General features: G+C 59.1%; 17 protein-coding genes. 7 read left to right on the top strand and 10 right to left on the bottom strand.

The features are described 5' to 3' along the window. Positions 1-36 precede the first annotated feature (36 nt). The gene (locus KDX39_RS02655; protein ID WP_231659271.1) at positions 37-1,164 is read right to left on the bottom strand and encodes a GNAT family N-acetyltransferase/peptidase C39 family protein; all 1,128 of its coding nucleotides are present in this window, start codon (positions 1,162-1,164) and stop codon (positions 37-39) included. 92 nt (positions 1,165-1,256) lie between these two features. Between KDX39_RS02655 and KDX39_RS02650 the strand changes: the two genes are divergently transcribed. Together KDX39_RS02650 and KDX39_RS02645 are read left to right on the top strand one after the other, a co-directional pair. Then, on the top strand, positions 1,257-2,843 hold the full coding sequence (locus tag KDX39_RS02650) for a RimK family protein (protein WP_231659270.1): 1,587 nt from the start codon (positions 1,257-1,259) through the stop codon (positions 2,841-2,843). A gap of 6 nt (positions 2,844-2,849) precedes the next feature. Then, entirely contained in the window at positions 2,850-3,779 is a 930-nt protein-coding gene (locus KDX39_RS02645; RefSeq protein WP_231659269.1) for a magnesium transporter CorA family protein, read from the top strand. 142 nt (positions 3,780-3,921) lie between these two features. Here KDX39_RS02645 and KDX39_RS02640 read toward each other — a convergent pair whose 3' ends face one another. The 5 genes from KDX39_RS02640 to lexA form a co-directional block, all read right to left on the bottom strand. Further along, the gene (locus KDX39_RS02640) at positions 3,922-4,773 is read right to left on the bottom strand and encodes an urea carboxylase-associated family protein (protein ID WP_231659268.1); all 852 of its coding nucleotides are present in this window, start codon (positions 4,771-4,773) and stop codon (positions 3,922-3,924) included. A 71-nt stretch (positions 4,774-4,844) separates the two neighbouring features. Next, complete coding sequence (locus KDX39_RS02635) at positions 4,845-7,940, bottom strand: error-prone DNA polymerase (protein ID WP_231659267.1); 3,096 nt, start codon at positions 7,938-7,940, stop codon at positions 4,845-4,847. Next, positions 7,937-9,352: a Y-family DNA polymerase gene (locus tag KDX39_RS02630; RefSeq protein WP_231659266.1), complete on the bottom strand. Its 1,416-nt coding sequence runs from the start codon at positions 9,350-9,352 to the stop codon at positions 7,937-7,939. Before KDX39_RS02630 ends, KDX39_RS02635 begins: the two co-directional genes overlap by 4 nt. A gap of 7 nt (positions 9,353-9,359) precedes the next feature. Then, positions 9,360-9,980: a translesion DNA synthesis-associated protein ImuA gene (gene imuA / locus KDX39_RS02625; protein ID WP_231659352.1), complete on the bottom strand. Its 621-nt coding sequence runs from the start codon at positions 9,978-9,980 to the stop codon at positions 9,360-9,362. Next, positions 9,980-10,597 carry a transcriptional repressor LexA gene (gene lexA / locus KDX39_RS02620; protein WP_231659265.1) on the bottom strand — a complete coding sequence of 206 codons (618 nt, stop codon included), beginning with the start codon at positions 10,595-10,597 and terminating at the stop codon, positions 9,980-9,982. Before lexA ends, imuA begins: the two co-directional genes overlap by 1 nt. Before the next feature lie 201 nt (positions 10,598-10,798). Between lexA and KDX39_RS02615 the strand changes: the two genes are divergently transcribed. Further along, positions 10,799-11,794 (top strand): aldo/keto reductase, encoded by a 996-nt coding sequence (locus KDX39_RS02615; protein WP_231659264.1) that lies wholly within the window; start codon positions 10,799-10,801, stop codon positions 11,792-11,794. Between the two features lie 78 nt (positions 11,795-11,872). Here the strand turns inward: KDX39_RS02615 and KDX39_RS02610 are convergent, their stop codons facing one another. After that, positions 11,873-12,559 carry a hypothetical protein gene (locus KDX39_RS02610; RefSeq protein WP_231659263.1) on the bottom strand — a complete coding sequence of 229 codons (687 nt, stop codon included), beginning with the start codon at positions 12,557-12,559 and terminating at the stop codon, positions 11,873-11,875. A gap of 484 nt (positions 12,560-13,043) precedes the next feature. On the opposite strand from KDX39_RS02610, the gene KDX39_RS02605 reads away from it, so the two are divergent. Genes KDX39_RS02605 through KDX39_RS02595 form a run of 3 tightly spaced genes read left to right on the top strand, consistent with a single transcriptional unit; the run spans position 13,044 to position 15,613 of the window. Beyond that, complete coding sequence (locus KDX39_RS02605) at positions 13,044-14,054, top strand: aliphatic sulfonate ABC transporter substrate-binding protein (protein ID WP_231659262.1); 1,011 nt, start codon at positions 13,044-13,046, stop codon at positions 14,052-14,054. Then, positions 14,051-14,896 (top strand): ABC transporter permease, encoded by an 846-nt coding sequence (locus KDX39_RS02600; protein WP_231659261.1) that lies wholly within the window; start codon positions 14,051-14,053, stop codon positions 14,894-14,896. The genes KDX39_RS02605 and KDX39_RS02600 overlap by 4 nt, the downstream gene beginning before the upstream one ends. A 3-nt stretch (positions 14,897-14,899) precedes the next feature. Beyond that, a complete protein-coding gene (locus KDX39_RS02595) occupies positions 14,900-15,613 on the top strand; it encodes an ABC transporter ATP-binding protein (protein WP_231659260.1) in 714 nt (237 codons plus the stop codon). Between the two features lie 21 nt (positions 15,614-15,634). Here the strand turns inward: KDX39_RS02595 and KDX39_RS02590 are convergent, their stop codons facing one another. Then, positions 15,635-16,714, bottom strand: coding sequence for a polyamine ABC transporter substrate-binding protein (locus KDX39_RS02590; protein WP_231659259.1), 1,080 nt, complete (start codon positions 16,712-16,714; stop codon positions 15,635-15,637). Between the two features lie 356 nt (positions 16,715-17,070). Between KDX39_RS02590 and KDX39_RS02585 the strand changes: the two genes are divergently transcribed. Beyond that, positions 17,071-17,331 carry a DUF1652 domain-containing protein gene (locus tag KDX39_RS02585; RefSeq protein ID WP_231659258.1) on the top strand — a complete coding sequence of 87 codons (261 nt, stop codon included), beginning with the start codon at positions 17,071-17,073 and terminating at the stop codon, positions 17,329-17,331. A 25-nt stretch (positions 17,332-17,356) separates the two neighbouring features. Here the strand turns inward: KDX39_RS02585 and KDX39_RS02580 are convergent, their stop codons facing one another. Together KDX39_RS02580 and KDX39_RS02575 are read right to left on the bottom strand one after the other, a co-directional pair. Then, a complete protein-coding gene (locus tag KDX39_RS02580) occupies positions 17,357-19,855 on the bottom strand; it encodes a UvrD-helicase domain-containing protein (protein WP_231659257.1) in 2,499 nt (832 codons plus the stop codon). A 128-nt stretch (positions 19,856-19,983) separates the two neighbouring features. Beyond that, positions 19,984-20,904, bottom strand: coding sequence for a sugar kinase (locus KDX39_RS02575; protein WP_231659256.1), 921 nt, complete (start codon positions 20,902-20,904; stop codon positions 19,984-19,986). Positions 20,905-20,911: the final 7 nt, after the last annotated feature.

The following is a 20,911-nucleotide window of genomic DNA, read 5'->3' as shown; positions in this document are numbered from 1 at the left end:
ACACTAGCCTCGCGTCAGGATTAAAGCCACAGCGGTTCATGAAACCTGCACATCATCAGGTTCGCCAACTGCCGAAGGATAAACGATCACTGCTGCCCGCAGCTTGTCAGTCCCGAAACAACTCATGCGATTGAAGTCAGCGTGGCTCACCGGCAAATGCTGACAGTCGATGGCCTGACGGTGCAGGCTGTGATCGATATCCGGGTCATGCAGGTAGACGAAATCGGCGTCGCAGTCAGTCACCATTACCCAATGCGGAGCCTTGGAGCGCGTCAGGCGATAGCTGCTGATCAGCACCAGCGGTCTGCCGCCTTCCGCCAGCACACGCGGCAGGTTCAAGGCATGATTGGCCAGCGTCTGCACGTCGGAAGCGTCGAGCTCGCGGCAGAACTGTTCGTGGACCAGGCGCACCACCTGTTTCTTGGTGTCACTTCGCACACCGTTCAGAAACAACGGCCCGGCCATCGACACCAGCAGCTTCACGGCGAAGCCTCGCCGCCAGGCTGCCAGCGCCAGCCCTTGCGGACTGCAACCGCCGTGGCCCGAGGTCATGAAAACGGTGGTTGCTTCACGCCAGATCTGCAACTCCTCGGCACGCAGCATCGAGCGCTCGGGCTGCAAGGCTTTCATGGCCATCAACAGGCAAGCCGGGCCACAGGTGAAGTCGAGTGTCTGCTGGTAGTAAGGCACTGAGCGGCCATTATGCCGGGCATGCTCGACAATGCGTTTTTCGTAACGCAGCGCCGGGGCATGATCCTGATAGTAATCGTCGACCTGAGCAAAGCGTCGATAGCCGCTGCGCTCATAAAGACCGATGGCTGCAAGGTTGTCGGGGCGCACTTCCAGACGCAGATAGGCGCAATCGCGCTCTACTGCCCGTTGTTCGGCATGTTGCAACAGCTGCCTGCCCAGTCCCAGTCCTCGTGCCGCCTCGGCAATGGCCAGCGAGTACAGACGGCCCAGTGATGTTCCCCGATGAAACAGCACCAGCGCGTAACCGGTAAGCTGGCCGGCTCGCTCGGCGACAATCAGACAAGCGTTGGCCCGACGGATCATCCAGTTGAAGCTGCGTGCCGTCAGCCGGTCCCCTTCAAAGCACCGGCTCTCCAGAAACAGCAAATCCTCGACATCGGATTCCACTGCAGTGCGAAACATAAAGTCCATCTTCACCGCCGTAAAAGTTGCGTAACGAAACGGGACATTTCAATAAGCACATGCTTAATAGAAAGGACTGTTTCCCATCGGATCGATTACACATGTCAGCGGCGCAGGTGAAGATGAACGAAGTATCGGCTCAACGTGCAGTTTCAGCAACAACGAAACGTGCCTATCCCGCAGTCCCGTTTGCAGTACAAAGCCAAGTGGTCATTATTGTCGAACGTTTGGAAGACTGGGCGTCTTACTTCCCCAGCGAAAACCTGATGACCGCGCAGAATTATCTGGAAAACCCGCTGGAAGCTACAGTTGGCAAGCGCGTGCAGGTCATCAATCTATGCCGCAGCTATAAGTACCTGGGCCACGGTTATTACTGTTCGCTGCTGGCCGAAGCGCGTCAGCACTCTGTCATTCCTTCCGTCCGCACCATCAGCGAACTGACACGAAAATCATTGTATGGACTGGCACTGGATGATTTGGACAAAGTGTTGGAAACCGCACTTCAGGATCATCCGTATGACGAGACCGAAGGCTTTACCCTGACGCTTTACTTCGGTCAGACAACACTTGCGCCCTTGAACGATCTGGCGCGCCAGTTATTCGAAGCGTTTCCTTGTCCGATCCTGCTGGTTGAATTCCGCAAGCGCGAAAACTGGCATATCGCAGGCATCAAGTCGGGTGCCCTGCCCCGTTTGCGTGATGATCAGCAGGACGAGTTCGCGCTTGCGCTGGATGGCTTCAGTCGCAAGGTCTGGCGTCAGCCCGGTTCACGCCGTCTGGCCCGTTACGACCTGGCGATCCTGCATGATCCGCAGGAGCAACTGCCACCTTCCAACGCAGCGGCCCTGAACAATTTCATTCGTGTCGGCCAACGCCTGGGGCTCGATGTCGAGTTGATCGAGAAGAAGGATTACGCGCGACTCGCCGAATACGACGCGCTGCTGATCCGCGAGACCACCAGTGTCGACAACCACACTTATCGCTTCTCCAAGAAGGCTGAAAGCGAGGGGCTGGTGGTCATGGACGATTCGACGTCCATTCTGCGCTGCACCAACAAGGTGTACCTGTCCGACCTGCTCAAAAGCCATGACCTGGGCATGCCGCGTACCGAAATTCTCTACAAGGACCGCCCCGAAGAACTTGAGAACGTTGCCCGACGGCTGGGCTTCCCGTTGGTACTGAAAATCCCTGACGGCTGTTTTTCGCGTGGCGTGATCAAAGTCGGCACAGCCGAGGAAATGCATACGGCCACTGCACAACTTTTCGAACATTCGGTACTGCTGCTGGCACAGGAATTCTTCTATACCGAGTACGACTGGCGCATCGGCATCCTCAACCGCAAGCCGATCTTTGCCTGCCAGTACTTCATGTCCAAGGGGCACTGGCAGATTTACAACCACAAGGCCGTCGGTGCGCAAATCAACGGCGAATGCCGCACCCTGGCGGTTCATGAAGCGCCGAAAGCGGTGGTTGAACTCGCACTCAAGACCGCCAACCTGATTGGCGACGGACTGTACGGTGTTGACCTGAAACAATCTGGCGACAAGGTGGTGGTGATTGAGGTCAACGATAACCCCAACCTGGACGCCGGTATCGAAGACGCCTACCTGCAGGACGATTTGTACGGTCTGATACTGGAAGAGTTCATTCGGCGCCTGGATATAAAACGTCTTGGCCAGGCCTGGTAATAGCCAATGATAAAAGGCCTGAAACTCGACGCCAACCGCCTGCAAGCCTGCGACCCACTGACAGCGCACGTGCTGTGGTTCAGCAAACCGGACGCCAGAGAACGCACGCTGTTGGCCGAGCGTTTTCACCTGGATGAACATGCCGTGGCATCGGCACTGGACCCGGACGAAATTTCCCGCATCGAGTTTCATCCCGATGCGCTGTTTCTGATCTGGAAACGGCCCGAAAACTATTCGGGCAAGGACAGTTTTTCGTTCGATGTCTCGTCATTCGGCGTTTTGCTCAAGCAGGATCAATTGGTGCTGATCTGCGACGATGATCAACCGCTGACGTCACTGTTGACGCAACGCCCACTTGAGCAGCCTTTGGATATTCTGCTGGAGATGCTGTTCAACAACATCCATCACTATCTGGGCCATTTGAAAGTGATCAAGATGGTGGCTCGCGAACTGCAACAGAAATTCAATTCGTCACTGGAAAATCGCCATCTGCTGCAGATGTTCAACCTTAGCGAAAGCCTGGTGTATTACATCAACGCGATTCATAGCAACGGTGCTGTCCTGACCCGTCTGCGCAATCATGCGCAAGGCAAACAGTATGGCAACGCCAGCCTGGCGCTGATCGACGACATGATTATCGAGAATGACCAGTGCTACAAACAGGCGGAGATCTATTCAACGGTCTTTGCCGGGCTCATGGATGCGCGAGGCAATCTGGTCAACAACAGCACCAACAACCTGCTGCGCAAGCTCACCCTGATCAATGTGGTGTTCCTGCCGCTGAACCTGATTGCCGGGATTGGTGGCATGTCGGAATTCAGCATGATGACCGCCCCGCTCAACTGGTGGGTCAGCTATCCCGCGTTGCTGGTGGCCATGCTCGGCATGGGGGCGGCGATGATCTGGGGGTTGCGCAGGATGGCGCGCTCGACGTGATGAAATGTCGCCGAACGCGGCATGCCGGTTACCTGCAGGTCGTTTGATGGATCGCCTCGCCGGCAAGCCGCCTTCACAAGGTCTCGATCCATCATCAAAGGGGCGTGTGATCAGACAGGACGCCGCCCAGGATGCCAGAAATCTAGATTTCCCATTCGGCCTTGGCAATCTGCAGGCCATGAAGTCCGTTGTAGACTGCGCGCTGCGGCGGTTGCCAGCCTTCCAGCAGCGACGCTTCCAACGCATAGATCTCGACACCCAACGGCCTGCACACACTTAAAGGATCCTGAGCATCCGGCCCCCACATCGGCAGCGACAGATCGCCGCCCGGACAGGTCGACAATGCACACAGCAAGTCGATTTCGGCAAAGAATTCCAGGTAATCACCCTTCTGTGCCGGGCAGGCTTTCATGAAGTACATGTCGTCATGGTTGAGCCCGGTGCATTGAAAGATGTTCAGCACGTCGTGCACATCGAACTCGGTCAGGCCGTGTGGCAAGACTGCCCGCGTCAGGTTCGAATGGCAGTGGTGATGAAAGTCCTCGCCAGTCAGCATCTTGTTGACGTACGGGTCGCAGCGCGTGCCCAGCAGGTCGTGCAGGCGTCCACCATGCTCGTCGATGCCGTAACTGGCCAGGCTGTCGTCGGTGATGGTGACCATCGGCCGCAGAAACGGCAGGTTCGACCAGAGCCGGTCATGGGTGCTGACGTGCGCGCCCTGCAGCTGACGGGTTCTCGCGGCCCACATGCGCTCCCGGGGATCATCCGCGTTCCATACGTTGAAATCCCCCACCTGCGGGCCGACCGGTGTGGTGACGCGAAACACCTGCCCTGCCTTGACCTTCCAGGCTCGTCCTGTGCGGATCGGTATTTCGAACTGCTCGATCAGCGTGCGCTGCTGCAAAGTGGCGCGTATGCGCTCGTAAAAGTCCGTATCCACTTGCAGCGCGGCACCTTTACTCACCTGATAGGCAGCGGGATAGTCTTTGTACATGCAGGACCTCTCGTGGGCAGTCTGAAAAGGCGTTCAACACTGCAAGTTGCGCGCCCGCTTGCGTATTGCGCTCACTGGAAATCCCGGCTGCGCACATCCAGCCCGGTCAGCAGGGGCGTCAGATCATAGAGGCGCCGGGCGATCAGATGTCGCACGCCGCTCTTGGATTCCAGACGCCCGAACACCTGCAGCAGCTGTGAACCGACCAGCACTTTGCGTTGCCGCTCGGCCAGATCGCGCCAGACCACGACGTTGACCATTCCGAATTCATCCTCCAGCGTCACGAAGGTCACGCCACTGGCCGTGCCGGGGCGTTGCCTGCCAATGACCAGCCCCGCCACGCTGAGGGTCCGGTCATTTTCCAGTGTGAGCAGGTCCCGCGAGCTGCGAAAGCGCTTGGCCGCCAACTGCCGACGCAACAAGGCCAGCGGATGCGGCCCCAGCGTCGTACCCATCGTGGCGTAGTCGGCGACCAGGTCCTCGGCCACGGTGGGTAACGGCAGCGTGACCTGGTGTTCCTCGCTGGGCAGATCATCGAACAACGGTCGCTGCGCCTCCACACCAGCCACTTCCCAGCGCGCCCGATGTCGATGACCGATCAGCCCGCGCAACGCACCGGAATCGGCCAGCGACTCGGCAGCACGGTTGCCCAGTCCGGCACGGATCGTCAGGTCGGTGGCATCGCAGAATGCACGCGTCGCTCTGGCGCGTTCGATACGCAGCGCATCGTCTTCCCGAAAACCGCGCACCATGCGCATGCCCAGACGGATCGCCAGATTACGTCTGTAGTCAGGGTGTTCGACAGGTTCAAGCGAGCAATCCCAGTCACTGTAACGCACGTCCACCGGACGGATTTCGATGTGGTGGCGGCGCGCGTCCTGCAACAGTTGATCGGGGCTGTAAAACCCCATCGGCCAACTGTTGATCAGCGCACAGGTAAAGGCTGCCGGCTCATGGCACTTGAGCCAGCAACTGGCGTAAGTCAGCAAGGCGAAGCTGGCGGCATGGGACTCGGGAAAGCCGTAACTGCCGAAGCCCTTGATCTGCTCAAAGATACGGTCGGCAAAGTCTTGCTCGTAGCCGTTCTTCAACATGCCCTTGGTCAGACGCTCGCGATGCGGCTCAAGCCCGCCATGGCGCTTCCAGGCTGCCATTGAGCGACGCAACTGGTCGGCCTCGCCAGGCGTGTAGTCCGCGGCGATGATTGCCACTTCCATGACCTGCTCCTGAAACAGCGGCACGCCGAGGGTACGTTCGAACACGTTTTTCAATTTTGGCGGATAGGTAATCTCCTCTTCCCGGTTACGCCTGCGCAGGTACGGGTGAACCATGTCGCCCTGAATAGGCCCCGGCCGGACAATGGCCACTTCGATCACCAGATCGTAGAACTTCTCGGGTCTCAGGCGCGGCAGCATGGCCATCTGCGCGCGCGACTCGATCTGGAACACACCGATGGTGTCGGCACGGCTGATCATCTCGTAGGTCGGGCGGTCATCAGCTTCCATGGTCGCCAACGTCCACTGTTTACCCCTGTGCAAATGCACCAGATCAAACGTTCTGCGCAGCGCGCTGAGCATGCCCAGAGCCAGAATATCGACCTTCAGCAGACCCACCAGATCCAGATCGTCCTTGTCCCACTGAATGATAGTGCGCTCGGCCATGGCGGCGTTCTCGACCGGTACCAAGGTGTCCAGCGGGTGCTCGGAAATCACGAACCCGCCCGGATGCTGGGACAAATGCCGGGGAAAGCCGATCAGTTCTTCACTCAAGGCCAGCACCCGTTTGAGCATCGGGGCTTCGGGGTCCAAGCCATATTCGCACAGCCGCTCGGGGGATGGCAGCGTATCGCTCCAGCGGCTGAAGGCATCGGCCAGTGCGTTAATCTGATCCGGCGGCAAGCCCAGCACGCGGGCCACGTCACGCATCGCGCCGGAACCGTGATAAGTACTGGCCACGGCAGTGAGTGCCGCCCTGCCCCGACCATAGCGCCGGAACACGTACTGAATGACTTCTTCGCGGCGGTCGTGCTCGAAATCCACGTCAATGTCGGGCGGTTCGTTGCGCTCTCTGGAGATAAAGCGCTCGAACAGCAGGTTGCTTTTCTCCGGATTCAGCTCGGTAATCCCCAATGCGTAACACACCACCGAGTTGGCCGCCGATCCGCGTCCCTGGCAGAGAATGTGCTGGCTGCGGGCAAATTCGACGATGTCATGCACGGTCAGGAAGTAGCTGTCGAACTTCATTTCTGCGATCAGGGCCAGTTCCTTCTCGACCTGCTCGCGGGTTGTCGGACGCACACCATCGGGCCAGCGCTTGCGCACGCCACGCTCGGTCAGTTCACGCAGCCAGGACGACGGTGTCTGGCCCTTGGGTACCAGCTCATGGGGGTATTCGTAATTCAAATCGCCAAGATCGAATATGCAGCGGCGAGCAATGCGTACCGATTCGGCCAACAGCCAGTCGGGGTACAGCTCGGCAAGCGCATCCGGTGTGCGTAAATGGCGCTCGCCGTTGGCGAATAGCAGATGCCCCGCCTCGGCCACCGTTGTGTGGTGACGGATGGCGGTCATGGTGTCCTGCAACGCACGTCGTCCCCGCGCGTGCATGTGCACATCGCCGCTGGCCACCGCAGGAATGCTCAGGGACTGCGCCAATGCCAGCAGATCCGCAAGCCGCTGTTCGTCATCAGGTCCGCGATGCAGCTCGACGCCTAGCCACAGGCGCTCGGCAAACCGGTCACGCAACCAGTTGCCCTGAGCCAGGCAGGCTTGCGCATCACTTTCGATGTCCGGCAACCAGACCACCAGCAAACCGTTGAACGGTATCTCGAAGTCATCGTGCAACAGCCGGTACTCGCCCTTTTTGGCGCGACGCCGGGCCAGGGTGATGATCCGGCACAGTGTCTGATAGCCGATCAGGTCTTCCACCAGCAGGACGATCTTCGGCCCGTTTTCGATCTGCATCTCGCTGCCGACGATCAGTGGCAGATCGCTGTCCTTCGAGGCCTGCCACGCCCTTACAATCCCGGCCAGCGTGCATTCGTCGGTGATCGCCAGCGCCGCATAACCATGCCGTTTCGCGCGTTGAAACAACTCCTGGGCACTGGACGCGCCACGCTGGAAGCTGAAGTTCGACAGGCAATGCAGCTCGGCGTAATCCACGTTCACGCGAACCAGCCGTGCAGCAGCAGCTCGCCGTTTTCGCCCACCTTGCGGTAGGCCCAGGCGCGCTGGCCGTTGAGGGTCTCCACCAAATAATAATCGCGTCGCACATCGCCGCCGTCCCACCAGCCTGACTCGATGCGCTCAGGCCCGGCCACGATGCGGGTGGTGTGCGCGGGCAATGGTTGCGGCTGGTGCAGCAACCAGCCCGGACGCGGATGGCCGTGGACTTGCGCAATCACCCTGCTTTCCGTCGCTGGCCGCCAGGCGCACTCGGGACGATGATCGGCAAGCGCTCTCAGGCCGCTGACCGACTCGTCGCCCAACCGTGCCCGCAGGCGCTCGCGCAACTGCTCCCAGGGCAGCGTCTGTTGCTCACGCTCATCGAACAGGGTTCGGTGCGTCGGGACGAAATCGGGCAAGTCCTGCGCCAGCAAGCGCACCGCCCGCACCGGAGACCCCACCAGCACCTGCTCCAGCCTGCCGCGAGCCAGCTCGAACAGCATCGAGGCATCACGTTCGGCGCTGAGCAAGCCGACTTGCACGACCGTGTCCGGTCCGTCGACATGCTCCAGATGCAGGGCAAATCGTTGCACGCCACTGTCGCGACCGGTCAGAAACATGGCCAGATCGGCAATCAGGCGTTTGAGCGGAAACAAAAGCGCCTGATGCGATTCGACGTCGAAATTCAATTCGATGCGCAGGTCGAAAAAGTCCGGCGGCATATAGCACTCGAGGGCGACCGGCCGCTCGCCCAGCAGGGTATCGATATGCTGCAACACGCTGGCAGGAAAACGCCGTGCCAGGGTGTCACGCGGCAGAGCCAGCACCTGTCGGACATTTCGCAGCCCCATGCGGGCCAGGGCGGTTGCCACCTCACGACCGAGACCGATGCGGTCCACCGGCATCTGCTCCAGGGTGCGACGCAGATCATGCGGACAATCGATGCTCAACCCGTCGTGCATGTTGGCCAGCATGCGGGCCGCAATCGGGTTGGGGGCCACGACTATACGATGACGAAAGCCGAGCCCGGTCAGTTCTTCGCGCAACCTGGCCTCGAACACTGGCCACGGCCCGAACAGCTTCAGGCTGGACTCGATTTCCATCAGCAGAACGCGAGGGTATTTGAGGCTGACGTTGGAGCTGAAACCGTAGGCCCAGGCTGCCAGCAGTTGCTGCAAGCGCTCGGTTTCAGACGGATCATGAGGGACCATGACGAAACCTGACGCCAATGCCTGCGCCGCACTGAGCGACTGACCGGGTCGCAGGCCCAAGGCCCGCGCGGCCGGGTTGACGGCCTGCAGCACTCGACGCTGGGCACTGCCGCTGATCAGGGCCAGCGGTTCATCCGGATCGGTATGGCGGCGCATGACGCCGTCGAGTGCCAGTTGCGGCAGCAAGACACAGGCCCACAGCATAAGAACCTCAAGCGTCGGTCGGGAAAGGTATCGGCAAGGCGGGAGCAAGCCCGCCGCGGCATTTGAGTACCCGCAATTGTGCGGGACGGATATCGACAGCAATACGCAACGCAGCGGGCGACGGGTTGGCAGCGGCCTGTTGGGGCCGACACGCGAAAGCCAGGGTCTGCCCGGTTTCGGCGGCCACCTGCAGGCGACGCAACGCACGGTCGTCGACCATGCCGGGCCAGCACACCACAGCGCCACAACTGCCGGAACGCAAACATTGTTCAGCGGCCCACAAGGCATCTTTGGCGCTGGCCTCGATCAGGGTCATCTGCCGCAAATCGACGCCGGCAGCCAGCCAGGCCTGCGGATACGGCAGATAAGGCGGCGCGACCAGCACGATACGCTCCCCCATGCTGGAGAGCCGCGCCAGACTGGGCCACAACAGACGCAACTCGCCACTGCCATTGGCCGGAATCAGGACTTCAGTCAGTGCCGAGGGCGGCCAGCCGCCAGTGGGCAGCACGCTGTCGAGCAAGGCATGGCCGCTGGGCTGCGGACTGACCTGCGGCGCAGACTGCTGACGCCCCTTCCAGACCCTGCGTTCGTCCAGCAGGCTGTCCAGGCTGACGACAGCGCCCATCATTCGCGCCGGACCAGACCGCAGAACACGCCTTCGATGGCGAAGTCCTGATCCGGCGTAACAATGATGGGGTTGTAGGCAGGATTGCGCGGCAGCAACTGAAGCCCGTCGGCACTGTGCCGCAGACGCTTGATGGTGACTTCGCCGTCCAGTCGGACGACAACGATCTGACCGTCGCTGGCCTGCGGGTTGCGGTGCACGCCGACCAGATCACCGTCGAGAATGCCGTCCTCGATCATGGAGTCGCCCTGCACTCGCAGCAGGTAGTCGGGCACACGGGTAAAGGTGCTGCGATCCAGATGTAATGTGGCGTGAATGTCGAGATCAGGCCCGATGGGGGCACCGGCAGCGACACGTCCCAGCACAGGGATTTCCAGCAGCTCTGGTCGGGATTGGTTCTGCAGCAGACGAATGCCGCGAGCCTGATGCGGCATGACTTCAATCAGTCCGGCTTCGGTCAGGGCCACAATGTGTTTGCGCGCCACGCTGCGTGAAGCAAACCCGAAGGCCTCGGAGATTTCCGCCAGGCTCGGTGATTGCCCTTGCTGCGCGATGCGATCGCGGATGAAGGTAAGGATGGCGCTGCGGCGGGGAGATAATGTGCTCATGGAGTACATTTGTACTCTTTTGCGTTTTTTCTGGCTAGTGCGTTTTGTCGGATCAGCCATGTCGCCGGGTCATGGTTGCCATGCTTGCAGACGGTATTGCGCCCTGGATTGTTTAGATAAAACGAACAGTTAAATCAGAAACAGCCGGTTTATTGCGCAATGCGAAGAGCACACACTTGATCTGTCTTTTCATTCCAGGGAGAAAGCATCGTGATCACACGTCAACTCGGCCATCAAGGCCCGCAGGTTTCAGCGATTGGTCTTGGCTGCATGGGCATGTCGGACTTCTACACCACGGGCATCGACGAGCAGGAATCCATTGCGACGCTGCATCGCGCTCTTGAATTGGGTGTCAGCTTTTTCGACACCGCCGACATGTACGGCCCGCACACCAACGAAGCCCTTCTCGGCCGTGCGCTGCAGGGCAAGCGCGACAGCCTTTATCTGGCCAGCAAGTTCGGCATTGTGCGCAGCGACGATCCACACGCCCGCGGTGTCGATGGCAGTCCCGAGTATGTACGTCAGGCCATCGATGGCAGCCTCAGGCGCTTGAACACTGACTATCTGGACCTGTATTACCAGCACCGCGTCGATCCGAATGTCTCGATCGAGGAAACCATTGGCGCCATGGCCGAACTGGTCAAGGCTGGCAAAGTGCGTCACATCGGTATTTGCGAAGCCAGCGCGCAAACCATCGAGCGCGCCCACAAGGTTCATCCACTGGCGGCGGTGCAAAGCGAGTATTCGCTATGGTCGCGCGATCCGGAGCAGGACGACGTGCTTGCCACCTGCCGTCGTCTGGGCATCGCGTTCGTGGCTTACAGCCCGCTGGGGCGAGGCTTTCTGACCGGCGAACTGCGCACTCCGGACGATTTTGCAGCGGACGACTACCGCCGTTTCAGCCCGCGCTTTCAGGATGAGAACTTCAAACGCAATCTGGAACTGGTGGAAAAGGTCAAAGCCATCGCAGCCGCCAAGGGCGTAAGCGCTTCGCAATTGGCCCTGGCCTGGGTTCTGGCTCAGGGCGACGACATCATCCCGATTCCCGGCACCAAGCAGCGCAAGTACCTGGAAAGCAACGTGGCGGCGGCTTCGGTGGCGTTGAGCAAAGACGAACTGGCGCAGCTGGATGCGATCTTTCCAGCCGAAGGTGCCGTAGCAGGTGAGCGCTACGGGGCGGAGTCGATGAAGTTTATCAAGGGCTGATCGGCTCGTCTGATCAGCGTGATCGAACATCAAATGACTGAAAAGACACGCTATGTCAGCAACTTGCCGGCGACGTTCTCACGTTGATTGCGGGCACGCTTCGGCTCCGTTGTTCAGGCCCTGTTTGTGGTTCTGATATTCCAGCGTGGCCTTGCCATCTACCCACTTCAGGGTCACGACGACCACTGAATCGAAATCGTCGCCTTCCCAATCGTTGACCAGCTTCACATCCTTGCCGGACGCTTGCTTGGCCACCTTGTTGATCAGTTCCGGCAGATAGCCGTGGGACCAGGCGGTGTAAATGATCGCGTTGTGATATTTGTCGTGCATCAGTTCGTCAGCCAGATCGCTGGTGTCGTTGGCACCAAAATCGATGTTGATCGGCAGGCCAAGCTTGATCGCGCTCGGGCCAACCGTCATGAGGGGGCGGACGTAGCTGTAGGAAAGGTCGCCATCACCCTCTTCCACGTGCCGACTTGGATTGGCCGCAAAAATGAAGTCGGCCTTGCCAAACTCCTTGGGCAACAGTTCGGACAATTCGATTGCCCGATTGAGGCCCTGACAATTCAACTGGCCCAGACCCATGGAAGGCTTTTCGGCGTGGCGCAGGAAAACCAGCGTCTGGGTACCGTTTTTCGGGTCGGCGTACACGCCTTTGCCCATGGAAAACAGCAGCACGGCTGAAACCATCAGAACGGAAGGAAGGGTAATCCAGGCAATACGCCGCTGAAGTCGGCTGCTCAAAGAGAGTTTGGGAATATTCATTATTGTCTGAGTCCGGTACGCGGTTAAGGGAAAAGTCAGCGTGTCGCTGCTGCGAAGGCGCTTGCCATAGCGGGTTCGCCACCCTTTTCTGTCCCTGCGGATCAGTCGAATACGTGTCCCTTGATCACGGATTAAGACTAGTACTGCAATGTTGCGGAATGAAGAATACGGACGATAGGAGTCCCAAAATCCCTTTCTGTTGCATTTGAGGCCAAAAATAGGCTGATTTTCTGCAAAAACTTAAGCAAGGCAGTACTGCGCAGCCACTTTCGACTGTTGGCAGGACAACAGCTCGCAAACAGTACTGCGCTCTGAACGACAGCATCTGCAACCCAGGATCGCTCTAAAACATGCTGATTTGTGTCGCATCAGGTCTGGCACAGAGCCTGCATATTCCTTTTTAGGCATATTAAACCTATGCAACTGCCGAATTGGAAATAACAGACTCGTTACTGTCACCTCATCCTGATCCTGGACGCCCACCATGCCATCATTTCGCTCTGCGTTTCGCTTGAAGACCTCCCGTTTGCTCGCCAAAGGATTGCTAATGAGTATGGCTCTGGTCTTTGCGCAGCAGCCGGTCGCTGAGGCGGCTGAAACAGTTCCTGCGCAAATCCATCTGGATTACGCCTACTACTCACCCGTAAGTCTTGCGCTCAAACATTTCGGCTGGCTGGAACAGGCGCTGCCGCAATCAAAGGTGACCTGGGTCCTGAGCCAGGGCAGCAACCGATCACTGGAATACCTCAACAGCGGCAGTGTCGACTTCGCCTCTTCGGCCAGTCTGTCGGCAGTGCTGGCTCGTGCCAATGGCAGCCCGATCAAGTCGGTGTATGTCTATAGCCGAGCGGAATGGACTGCGTTCGTGGTGCGCAAGGACTCGCCTCTGCAAACAGTGGCTGACCTCAAAGGCAAGAAAATTGCCGCCACCAAAGGCACCGATCCCTACCTGTTCACCCTGCGTGCGTTGCAACAGGCTGGCCTGAAGAAAGACGACGTGGAACTGCTGCACCTGCAACACCCGGACGGCCGCATCGCGCTGGAAAAAGGCGATGTGGACGCTTGGGCAGGTCTTGACCCGCACATGGCTGCCAGCGAAATCCAGGCAGGCTCCCGCCTGCTGTATCGCAACAAGGACTTCAACAGCTATGGCGTGCTGAGCGTCACCGAGACGTACGCCAAGGAACATCCGGAGGCGATAAAAGCGGTCTTGACGGCATACGAGAAAGCACGTGAATGGGCCGTCGGGCACCCGGATGAACTGGCCAGATTGCTGGCCCAGGAGTCGGGGTTGCCCCTGGAAGTGGCCCGCCTGCAATTGTCACGGACTGACCTGAGCGCGCCGCAACTGAGCGCAAAGGATGTTGAGTCCTCCAAAGCCGCAGCGCCGATTCTGGTTTCCGAAGAACTGGTGCGCAAAGGTGTGAACGTCGAACAGGTTGTCGATCAATTGATCACGCCTGATTTTTCGGCTTCCGTGATTGCTCGCCAATGAGCAGCGCTGGAAAGACGCTGCCGGGCGCGCAGCCTGCCCTGTCGACTCGGGTCAAACGCGGCGTATGGGAACGGTATAAAACATCAAGTAAAGGGTTGGTATTACCCATCCTGATCATCGTCATTCTCGAGCTGGTCGTACGGATCGGCTGGCTGCCCTCCTATCAGATGCCTGCGCCCAGCGAGATCGTGATGACCTTGGGCGACCTGGCCGAGGGCTCGCTGTGGAAACACATCGGTGCCAGCCTGCTGCGTGTGCTCAGCGGCTTCGCCATTGGCGCGAGCCTGGCGCTGCTGTTCGCCGCCTGGGTGGGCCTGAGTCGTGAAGCCGAGGCGTATCTGGAACCTGCGTTTGCCGGGCTGCGTTCGATTCCGAGCCTGGCGTGGGTGCCGTTGCTGCTGTTGTGGCTGGGTATTGGAGAAACGTCGAAGATTGTGCTGATTGCCATCGGTGCGTTTTTTCCGGTCTACCTCAATGGCGTGGCAGCGATTCGCGGCATTGACCGCAAGCTGGTGGAGGTCGGGCAGATGAACGGTTTCAGTCGCTATCGCCTGACACGGCGGATTCTTCTGCCTGCCGCTCTGCCCGGCCTGTTTACCGGACTGCGTGGCGGCATGAGTCTGGCGTGGATGTTTCTGGTCGCCGCCGAGTTGATTGCCGCTACGAAGGGCTTGGGGTACCTGCTCAGCGACGGTCGCGAAACCTCACGCCCGGACATCGTCCTGGCCGCCATTGTCGTGCTGGCGAGCCTGGGCAAGTTGAGTGACGGCCTGCTGGCAGGCCTTGAAAAACGTTTTCTGAGCTGGCGCGACGCCTTCAATGGCCAAAGCCAGGAGGGTTGACCGATGTCCGCTGCATTGATGGAAATTCGCGTCACACACAAGGCTTTTGCCGAAAGCACCATTCTGCGGGACATCGATCTGTCGTTGCAGGCAGGCGAAATCGTCAGCCTGCTTGGCCCGAGCGGTTGCGGCAAAAGTACTTTGCTGAGAATCGCCGCCGGCCTTGAACGCGACTTTCAGGGCAAAGTGAAACGGCTGCAGGGCGAGGTGGCGTTCGTTTTTCAGGAACCAAGACTGATGCCATGGCTCACCGTGGAACAGAACATCGGCTTCAGGGATGACGGGAATTACGACCGCGCCTGGGTCAGGCAACTGATCGACGAGGTGGGTCTGACCGGTTTTGCCGATGCCCTGCCCAAGGCGCTTTCAGGTGGCATGGCACAGCGCGTGGCGATCGCCCGAGGCTTGTACTCACACCCGGCCGTTCTGTTGCTGGACGAACCGTTCAGTGCCGTGGATGCATTCACCCGCATGAAACTCCAGGATCTGCTGCTGCAACTGGCCAGCCGGCACGCCATAACCCTGCTTTTGGTAACCCACGACGTGGATGAAGCGCTGTACCTGAGTGATCGGGTGCTGATCATGGGCAGCCGGCCCGGCCGAATCGTGCACGAACTGACGGTGGGCCTGGAGGCGCCAAGGGATCGACGTAATCCGCGACTGGCCCGTCTGAAAGCTCAGGCCCTGACCGAGTTGCAGCAGGCCCATCTGATCTGATCGTCAACGAGAAGCCGGGCGTTACTTATCCGCCTTGATATCGCGCCAGATTTTGGCCCGCAGCGCATCGATCTTCTCTGGCACCGGGGCCATGGCAAACATGCGATCAAGCATGTCGGCGTCAGGGTAGACATCGGTATCGGTCCACAACGCTGGCTTGATCAGCGCATCGGCCTTCTCGTTGCCGTTGGCGTAGTGCACGACATTGGTGATGCCCGCGATGACGTCAGGGCGCAACAGATAGTTCAGAAACGCATAAGCCGCCTTCGGGTTCGGCGCTTCCTCGGGAATCGCAACCATGTCAAACCACATTGGCGCACCTTCCTTCGGCACGACATAGTTGATCACAATCGTGTTGCCCCCCTGCGCGGCCTGCTCTTGAGCCTGGGAAATATCTCCAGAGTAACCCACAGCCACACAGATCTTGCCCGAAGCCAGATCGGCGATGTACTGCGACGAGCTGAAGTTACGAATATAAGGCCGCACTGCCGTGAGCACAGCCTGCGCGCGCGCGTAGTCCTCAGGGTTTTCGCTGTGCGGCTCAAGCCCCAGGTAGTTCAGGGCAATAGGCAGCATGGCCGGAGCGCTGTCGATGACCGCGACGCCGCACCCGGCAAGCTTTTTGATGTTTTCCGGCTTGAGGAGCAGGTCCCATGAGTTGAGCGGGGCGTCCTTGCCCAGCGCAGCCTTGACCATGGCCACGTTGTAGCCGATCCCGGTACTGCCCCACAGATAGGGGAAACCATGTTGATTGCCAGGGTCGCTGGCATTCAACGCCTTGAGCAATACCGGATTAAGGTTTTTCCAATTGGGCAACTGGCTTTTGTCGAGGGTTTTCAGCAGCCCTTTTTCGATCTGCCGTCCCATGAAGTGCACCGACGGAAACACCACGTCGTAGCCCGAGTGCCCGGCCATCAGCTTGGCGTTGAGGCGTTCGTTTGTTTCGTAGGTCTCGTACACGGTCTTGTAATGCGTGGCGGACTCGAAATTCTTCAGGGTGTCCGGCGCGATGTAATCGGTCCAGTTGTAGATATTGACCGTCTCCGCCGCATGGCTGGTCGAAGCCAGCAACATCAGCGCAGCAAGGGCTTTTTTCAGCATTATTGTCTTCCTCGGGTCAATGGCGACAGCTTGCCCTAGTGCATGACAAGCCCACAAGACCTGCACAGAACGCCCTTGACGAATACTCGATATTGACGCGCATCAAATAATTGAAAAAATCTTGCTGCGTCATAAAAAATTTTTCCATCATTCTGTTGTCGGGTGCTATTTTTAGCTCTGGTCAGACCGCTCTGATAACACCGTAGGAAAGCAGCATGATGCGGCGAGGAATAAACCTCGGTAGTTCTTTCCGCTCACTCGGGCTTTTGCAGGTTGAATCTCGGTGGGTCTCCCTACCCTATGGAGCCCGGGAAGTGCTCGATTGAATCAGGTGGGCCATCGCCATGAATATCGCCATGAACAAGGTAACGTTCCCCAATGCATGCCAACTCATGCGCTGGCATTTTCATCCGGTAGGCTTCGAAGCCAGCATGGACGCGCCCAGCAGCATGATCGCCCGCCTGTTCGACCGGGCCAGTGGCGAGACGGTACTGGCGATAGCAGGACTGCCCTGCGCCACCGTGATGAACGCTGCAGACGTGGAGAGAATCATCGAGGCCATCGAAACCGAACTTGAACTGTTCGGTGCCAACACTCCGTTGGTCGGCTTTTCCTGATATCTGTCCTGATGCACACAACCCTTCACTGACGGCGTGTCAGTGATTTCTGGCGCAGGTCTTCGAAGAATGGCTTGTCGGCCGCGACCCTGTCCGATGCCTTGGGCATCTGAACACTGTCAGCACTGCCAGCACTGTCTTCGACGTACCAGTAGCAATGCCGGGCCGCACGTGTAATGGCGACATAGGCCAGGCGCAATACCTCATCCTTCTGTGCCGAATCGAACGGCTGCAGGTCATTGGCATCGCCAAGACCTGCCAGGCGGTAGACCTGATTCTTGTAGGGCGAAACAGTCAGGTGCTGGCAATCTCCCAGCAGAAATACGGCGTCGGCCTGGAGCCCTTTGGAACTGTGGTAAGTCAGCGTTTTGATACGTCGCCCCTGAGCGCCGTGCATCGCGTCAGTGTCGATCAACGCCTGAAGGCGCTGGGAGAAGCGGGCTTTTTCGCTGCCCTTGCGGTACAGCAGCAGGATCGAGTCGCCGTCGTTGTAATGCTCGGCGACCCGTTCGGCAAGCTCGTCTTCATCACGATCACGCACACTGACTGGCAGCAATTCCTGAGGCGCACCACTGGCACGGGCTTTCTTGCCGGGAATCGCAGGGGCCGCCCGAACGATATGCTCGGCCGCATCGATGATGTGCTGATGGCTGCGATAGTTTTCGCTGAGCATGACTTTGGTGGTCGCTGGCGATGAGAACTCTTTGGGGAACTCCATGAAGTACTTCGGCGAACTGCCGCGCCAGCCATAGATGGACTGCCAGTCATCGCCCACACACAACAATGAGGAATGCTGGGCAATACGCCCGGTGTGCATGGCCGGCCCACGTCGGCGGATTTCACGCAGGCAGGCGCGTATCCACGAAACGATCTGCGGCGAGACGTCCTGAAATTCATCGATCATCAGGTGCGACAGAGGACGCAGCACAGGGTCACTGACGTGCTTGAGATTCTCCGGCGAGGTTTCACCAAACAGCGCGAACATTCGGTTGTACGTCATGACCGGTGGCGACTGGGCCAGCAGGTGCTGTTCGAAGGCTTTCCAGAACAGGCTGAGGGCCTCGAAGAAGAACCTGTCCGGGTCATCGCTGGCAAAACTCATCTCGGCGACGGCGCTCGGCACGTCCAGGCCCAGGTTTTCGATAAAGCTCGCGGCCGTTACGAAACAGTCCAGCAGCGGCCCGGCGCTCAGTTCGCCTTTGACCCGGTAATCGAAGCCGGGACCGGCAACGGCGGAACCCGCCAGTGACTGCATGACCTCGCTCGCAGACTTGTAGTTATCCAACCATATCAATGGCTTACTACAGAAAGCTTGAAACAGGGTGCGCTTTATGACGCCTTCTGCCCATACCGGCAATTTGGCGCCAGGCCGTTTGAGATGCTGGTCTTCGCTGGCGTCCAGCCCCAGCACGACCCATGCATCCAGCTCGGCAATGTAGCCGTGAAAATGGAACGCAAAACCATTGATTTCAACGGTTTGCCGCATAGGTTCAATGCCTTTTATAGGCCAGGCGCCGGCGCGTATCCATAGATCCTCGACGGTATCGCACCACTCTTCATCACGTTTCGAGGATAGCTCAGTCACGGCTACACGCTTCTGGACGTCCGGATGGTCGCGGTCCAGTTCCTTGAGTTGCAAGGCGTGGCGATACAGCGGCGCCATGACCTCCCGGAAACGCTCATTGCTGGCGTAGAGGTCGCGATAACAGAGATTCATCTGGTGGCGCTGGGCATCGTTGATGCGCAGATCGAACGGGTTACTGTCGGCGTCTTCCTGAGCGGATGTCTGGCCATCGAGCGTCTCGAAGGCTCGCAACTGTTCGAAGCCCGGCAGGCTGCGCACCAAAGGCAGAATGCGCGAGTGAAAGGTACGCACCACATCACGCGCCTGTTTCTGGCTCAACGCATGTCCCCACAGGGCCATGACGTCGATCAGTTTGTTGATGAAGTCCTTGCGCGACTCGCGGGTGAAGGTCACCACGGTCATCGCATCCAGCTCGTAGCCCAGGTAGTGATGCAGCAACAGGATGCGCAGCACCAACGACGTGGATTTGCCAGCGCCCGCACCGGCAATCACATAAGTTGACGGCGTGTCGCTGAAGATCATTTTCCACTGCGCCGCACTGGGCTGCGCATGGGCCGGGAGTTTTTCGGCGACGTCACTCTTGATGCGCTTTTTCAATTCGGGCGTGAGTGCCAGCCGCCAGTCATCGAACAGGTGATCGTCAACTTTGGGACCGCGGTGCCTTGCAGGGCGCGTGTCACTGATTACCAGCACCTGACGGCCTTCTTGCTGACCGTCCATGTACCCGTCGGCGTAACCTTCCCTGACGCCTTCGATGTGCCCGTTCAGGTAACCATCGGCATGCCCCTGAAACCATGATGGCGTGTGCTGCGACCCCAGCCCGGTCAGGCTGCGGCCGATCAGCCGTGACAACAGCCGCTTGAAGAACGGCAACTGTTCAGGCGGGTTGAGATCGACATCCAGATCATGGGGAAGCGCAGAAGGCAGATCGTCGGGCACGCAGACTCCGGTCATGGGCTCGGGGCAAAAAGGACGCCTATGGTGGCTGGATTTGCGCGCAGGTTCCAGCGAAATGCTTTGTGCTCAGTGCGTTAGCCGATCAACTGCATGTAACGCAGTAAATGCCACTACTGCGGCATGACGGACTTCGGGACCAGCGCGCCCGGATGCTGAATGACAATACCCGCCAGCCGATGCCCGGCCTCGGCCGCCTGTTGTGGATGCTCGCCCTTGAGCCGGGCCGCCAGATACGCGGCACTGAAAGAGTCCCCGGCAGCCGTGGTATCGACGACTCGCTCCACCTTTTGCGTCGGGATCTCGAAACGCTTGCCGTCAGTTTCCACAATGCAACTCTGGGCGCCACGCTTGATGACAATCTCATCAATCCCGCGCTGCCTATAGGCCGTCAGCAACTGCTCGGTGTCGGTATACCCGTACAGCGCCTGCTCATCGTCTTCGGTCAGCAATGCCAGATCCACATATGGCAGGCACGCCAGATAGGCCTCACGCGCATGCTCGACACTGGCCCACAATCTGGGCCGGTAGTTGTTGTCGAAGGCGACCTTTGCCCCCCGCGAGCGGGCCTTGGCGAGCATCGCAAGCAAACGCGAACGGCCTTCTGCCCCCAACACTGCCAGGGTGATGCCGCTGAAATACAGCACATCGTAACTGGTCAGTGCAGCAAGAATCGGCTCGGCTGCCGGTGTCATGAAGCAATCCCGCACTGCCGCCTCGTTGCGCCAGTACAGAAACCGTCGTTCGCCACTGGCATCGGTCTGGATGCAGTAAAGCCCCGGCAGGCGGCCAGGCAGGCGTTGTACTTTACCCAGACCGATACCCTCTTCCGACCAGACCTTGCACATGGAATCACTGAAGCTGTCGTCGCCCAGCGCGGTGACATAGTCCACCTGCCCGCTACCCAGCAAACGGGCCAGGTAGACCGCCGTGTTCAAGGTGTCTCCACCAAAGCTCTGGTGCAGACTGCCATCTGCATGCTGCTGCAATTCGATCATGCATTCGCCGATCAGGGCGACACGTGAAAGGCTCATGTGACGG

The organism is Pseudomonas sp. CDFA 610, from assembly GCF_021147865.1.
Classification (GTDB): Bacteria; Pseudomonadota; Gammaproteobacteria; order Pseudomonadales; family Pseudomonadaceae; genus Aquipseudomonas; species Aquipseudomonas alliivorans.
The sequence above is the reverse complement of the archived record's forward strand: the minus strand, read 5'-3'. Positions and strand labels throughout refer to the sequence as shown.

Excerpts from the sequence above, each read along its gene's own strand:
- KDX39_RS02655 (WP_231659271.1), bottom strand. The coding sequence starts at position 1,164 with ATGGACTTTATGTTTCGCACTGCAGTGGAATCCGATGTCGAGGATTTG.
- KDX39_RS02650 (WP_231659270.1), top strand. The coding sequence starts at position 1,257 with ATGTCAGCGGCGCAGGTGAAGATGAACGAAGTATCGGCTCAACGTGCA.
- KDX39_RS02645 (WP_231659269.1), top strand. The coding sequence starts at position 2,850 with ATGATAAAAGGCCTGAAACTCGACGCCAACCGCCTGCAAGCCTGCGAC.
- KDX39_RS02640 (WP_231659268.1), bottom strand. The coding sequence starts at position 4,773 with ATGTACAAAGACTATCCCGCTGCCTATCAGGTGAGTAAAGGTGCCGCG.
- KDX39_RS02630 (WP_231659266.1), bottom strand. The coding sequence starts at position 9,352 with ATGCTGTGGGCCTGTGTCTTGCTGCCGCAACTGGCACTCGACGGCGTC.
- imuA (WP_231659352.1), bottom strand. The coding sequence starts at position 9,980 with ATGGGCGCTGTCGTCAGCCTGGACAGCCTGCTGGACGAACGCAGGGTC.
- lexA (WP_231659265.1), bottom strand. The coding sequence starts at position 10,597 with ATGTACTCCATGAGCACATTATCTCCCCGCCGCAGCGCCATCCTTACC.
- KDX39_RS02610 (WP_231659263.1), bottom strand. The coding sequence starts at position 12,559 with ATGAATATTCCCAAACTCTCTTTGAGCAGCCGACTTCAGCGGCGTATT.
- KDX39_RS02605 (WP_231659262.1), top strand. The coding sequence starts at position 13,044 with ATGCCATCATTTCGCTCTGCGTTTCGCTTGAAGACCTCCCGTTTGCTC.
- KDX39_RS02600 (WP_231659261.1), top strand. The coding sequence starts at position 14,051 with ATGAGCAGCGCTGGAAAGACGCTGCCGGGCGCGCAGCCTGCCCTGTCG.
- KDX39_RS02595 (WP_231659260.1), top strand. The coding sequence starts at position 14,900 with ATGTCCGCTGCATTGATGGAAATTCGCGTCACACACAAGGCTTTTGCC.
- KDX39_RS02590 (WP_231659259.1), bottom strand. The coding sequence starts at position 16,714 with ATGCTGAAAAAAGCCCTTGCTGCGCTGATGTTGCTGGCTTCGACCAGC.
- KDX39_RS02585 (WP_231659258.1), top strand. The coding sequence starts at position 17,071 with ATGAACAAGGTAACGTTCCCCAATGCATGCCAACTCATGCGCTGGCAT.
- KDX39_RS02575 (WP_231659256.1), bottom strand. The coding sequence starts at position 20,904 with ATGAGCCTTTCACGTGTCGCCCTGATCGGCGAATGCATGATCGAATTG.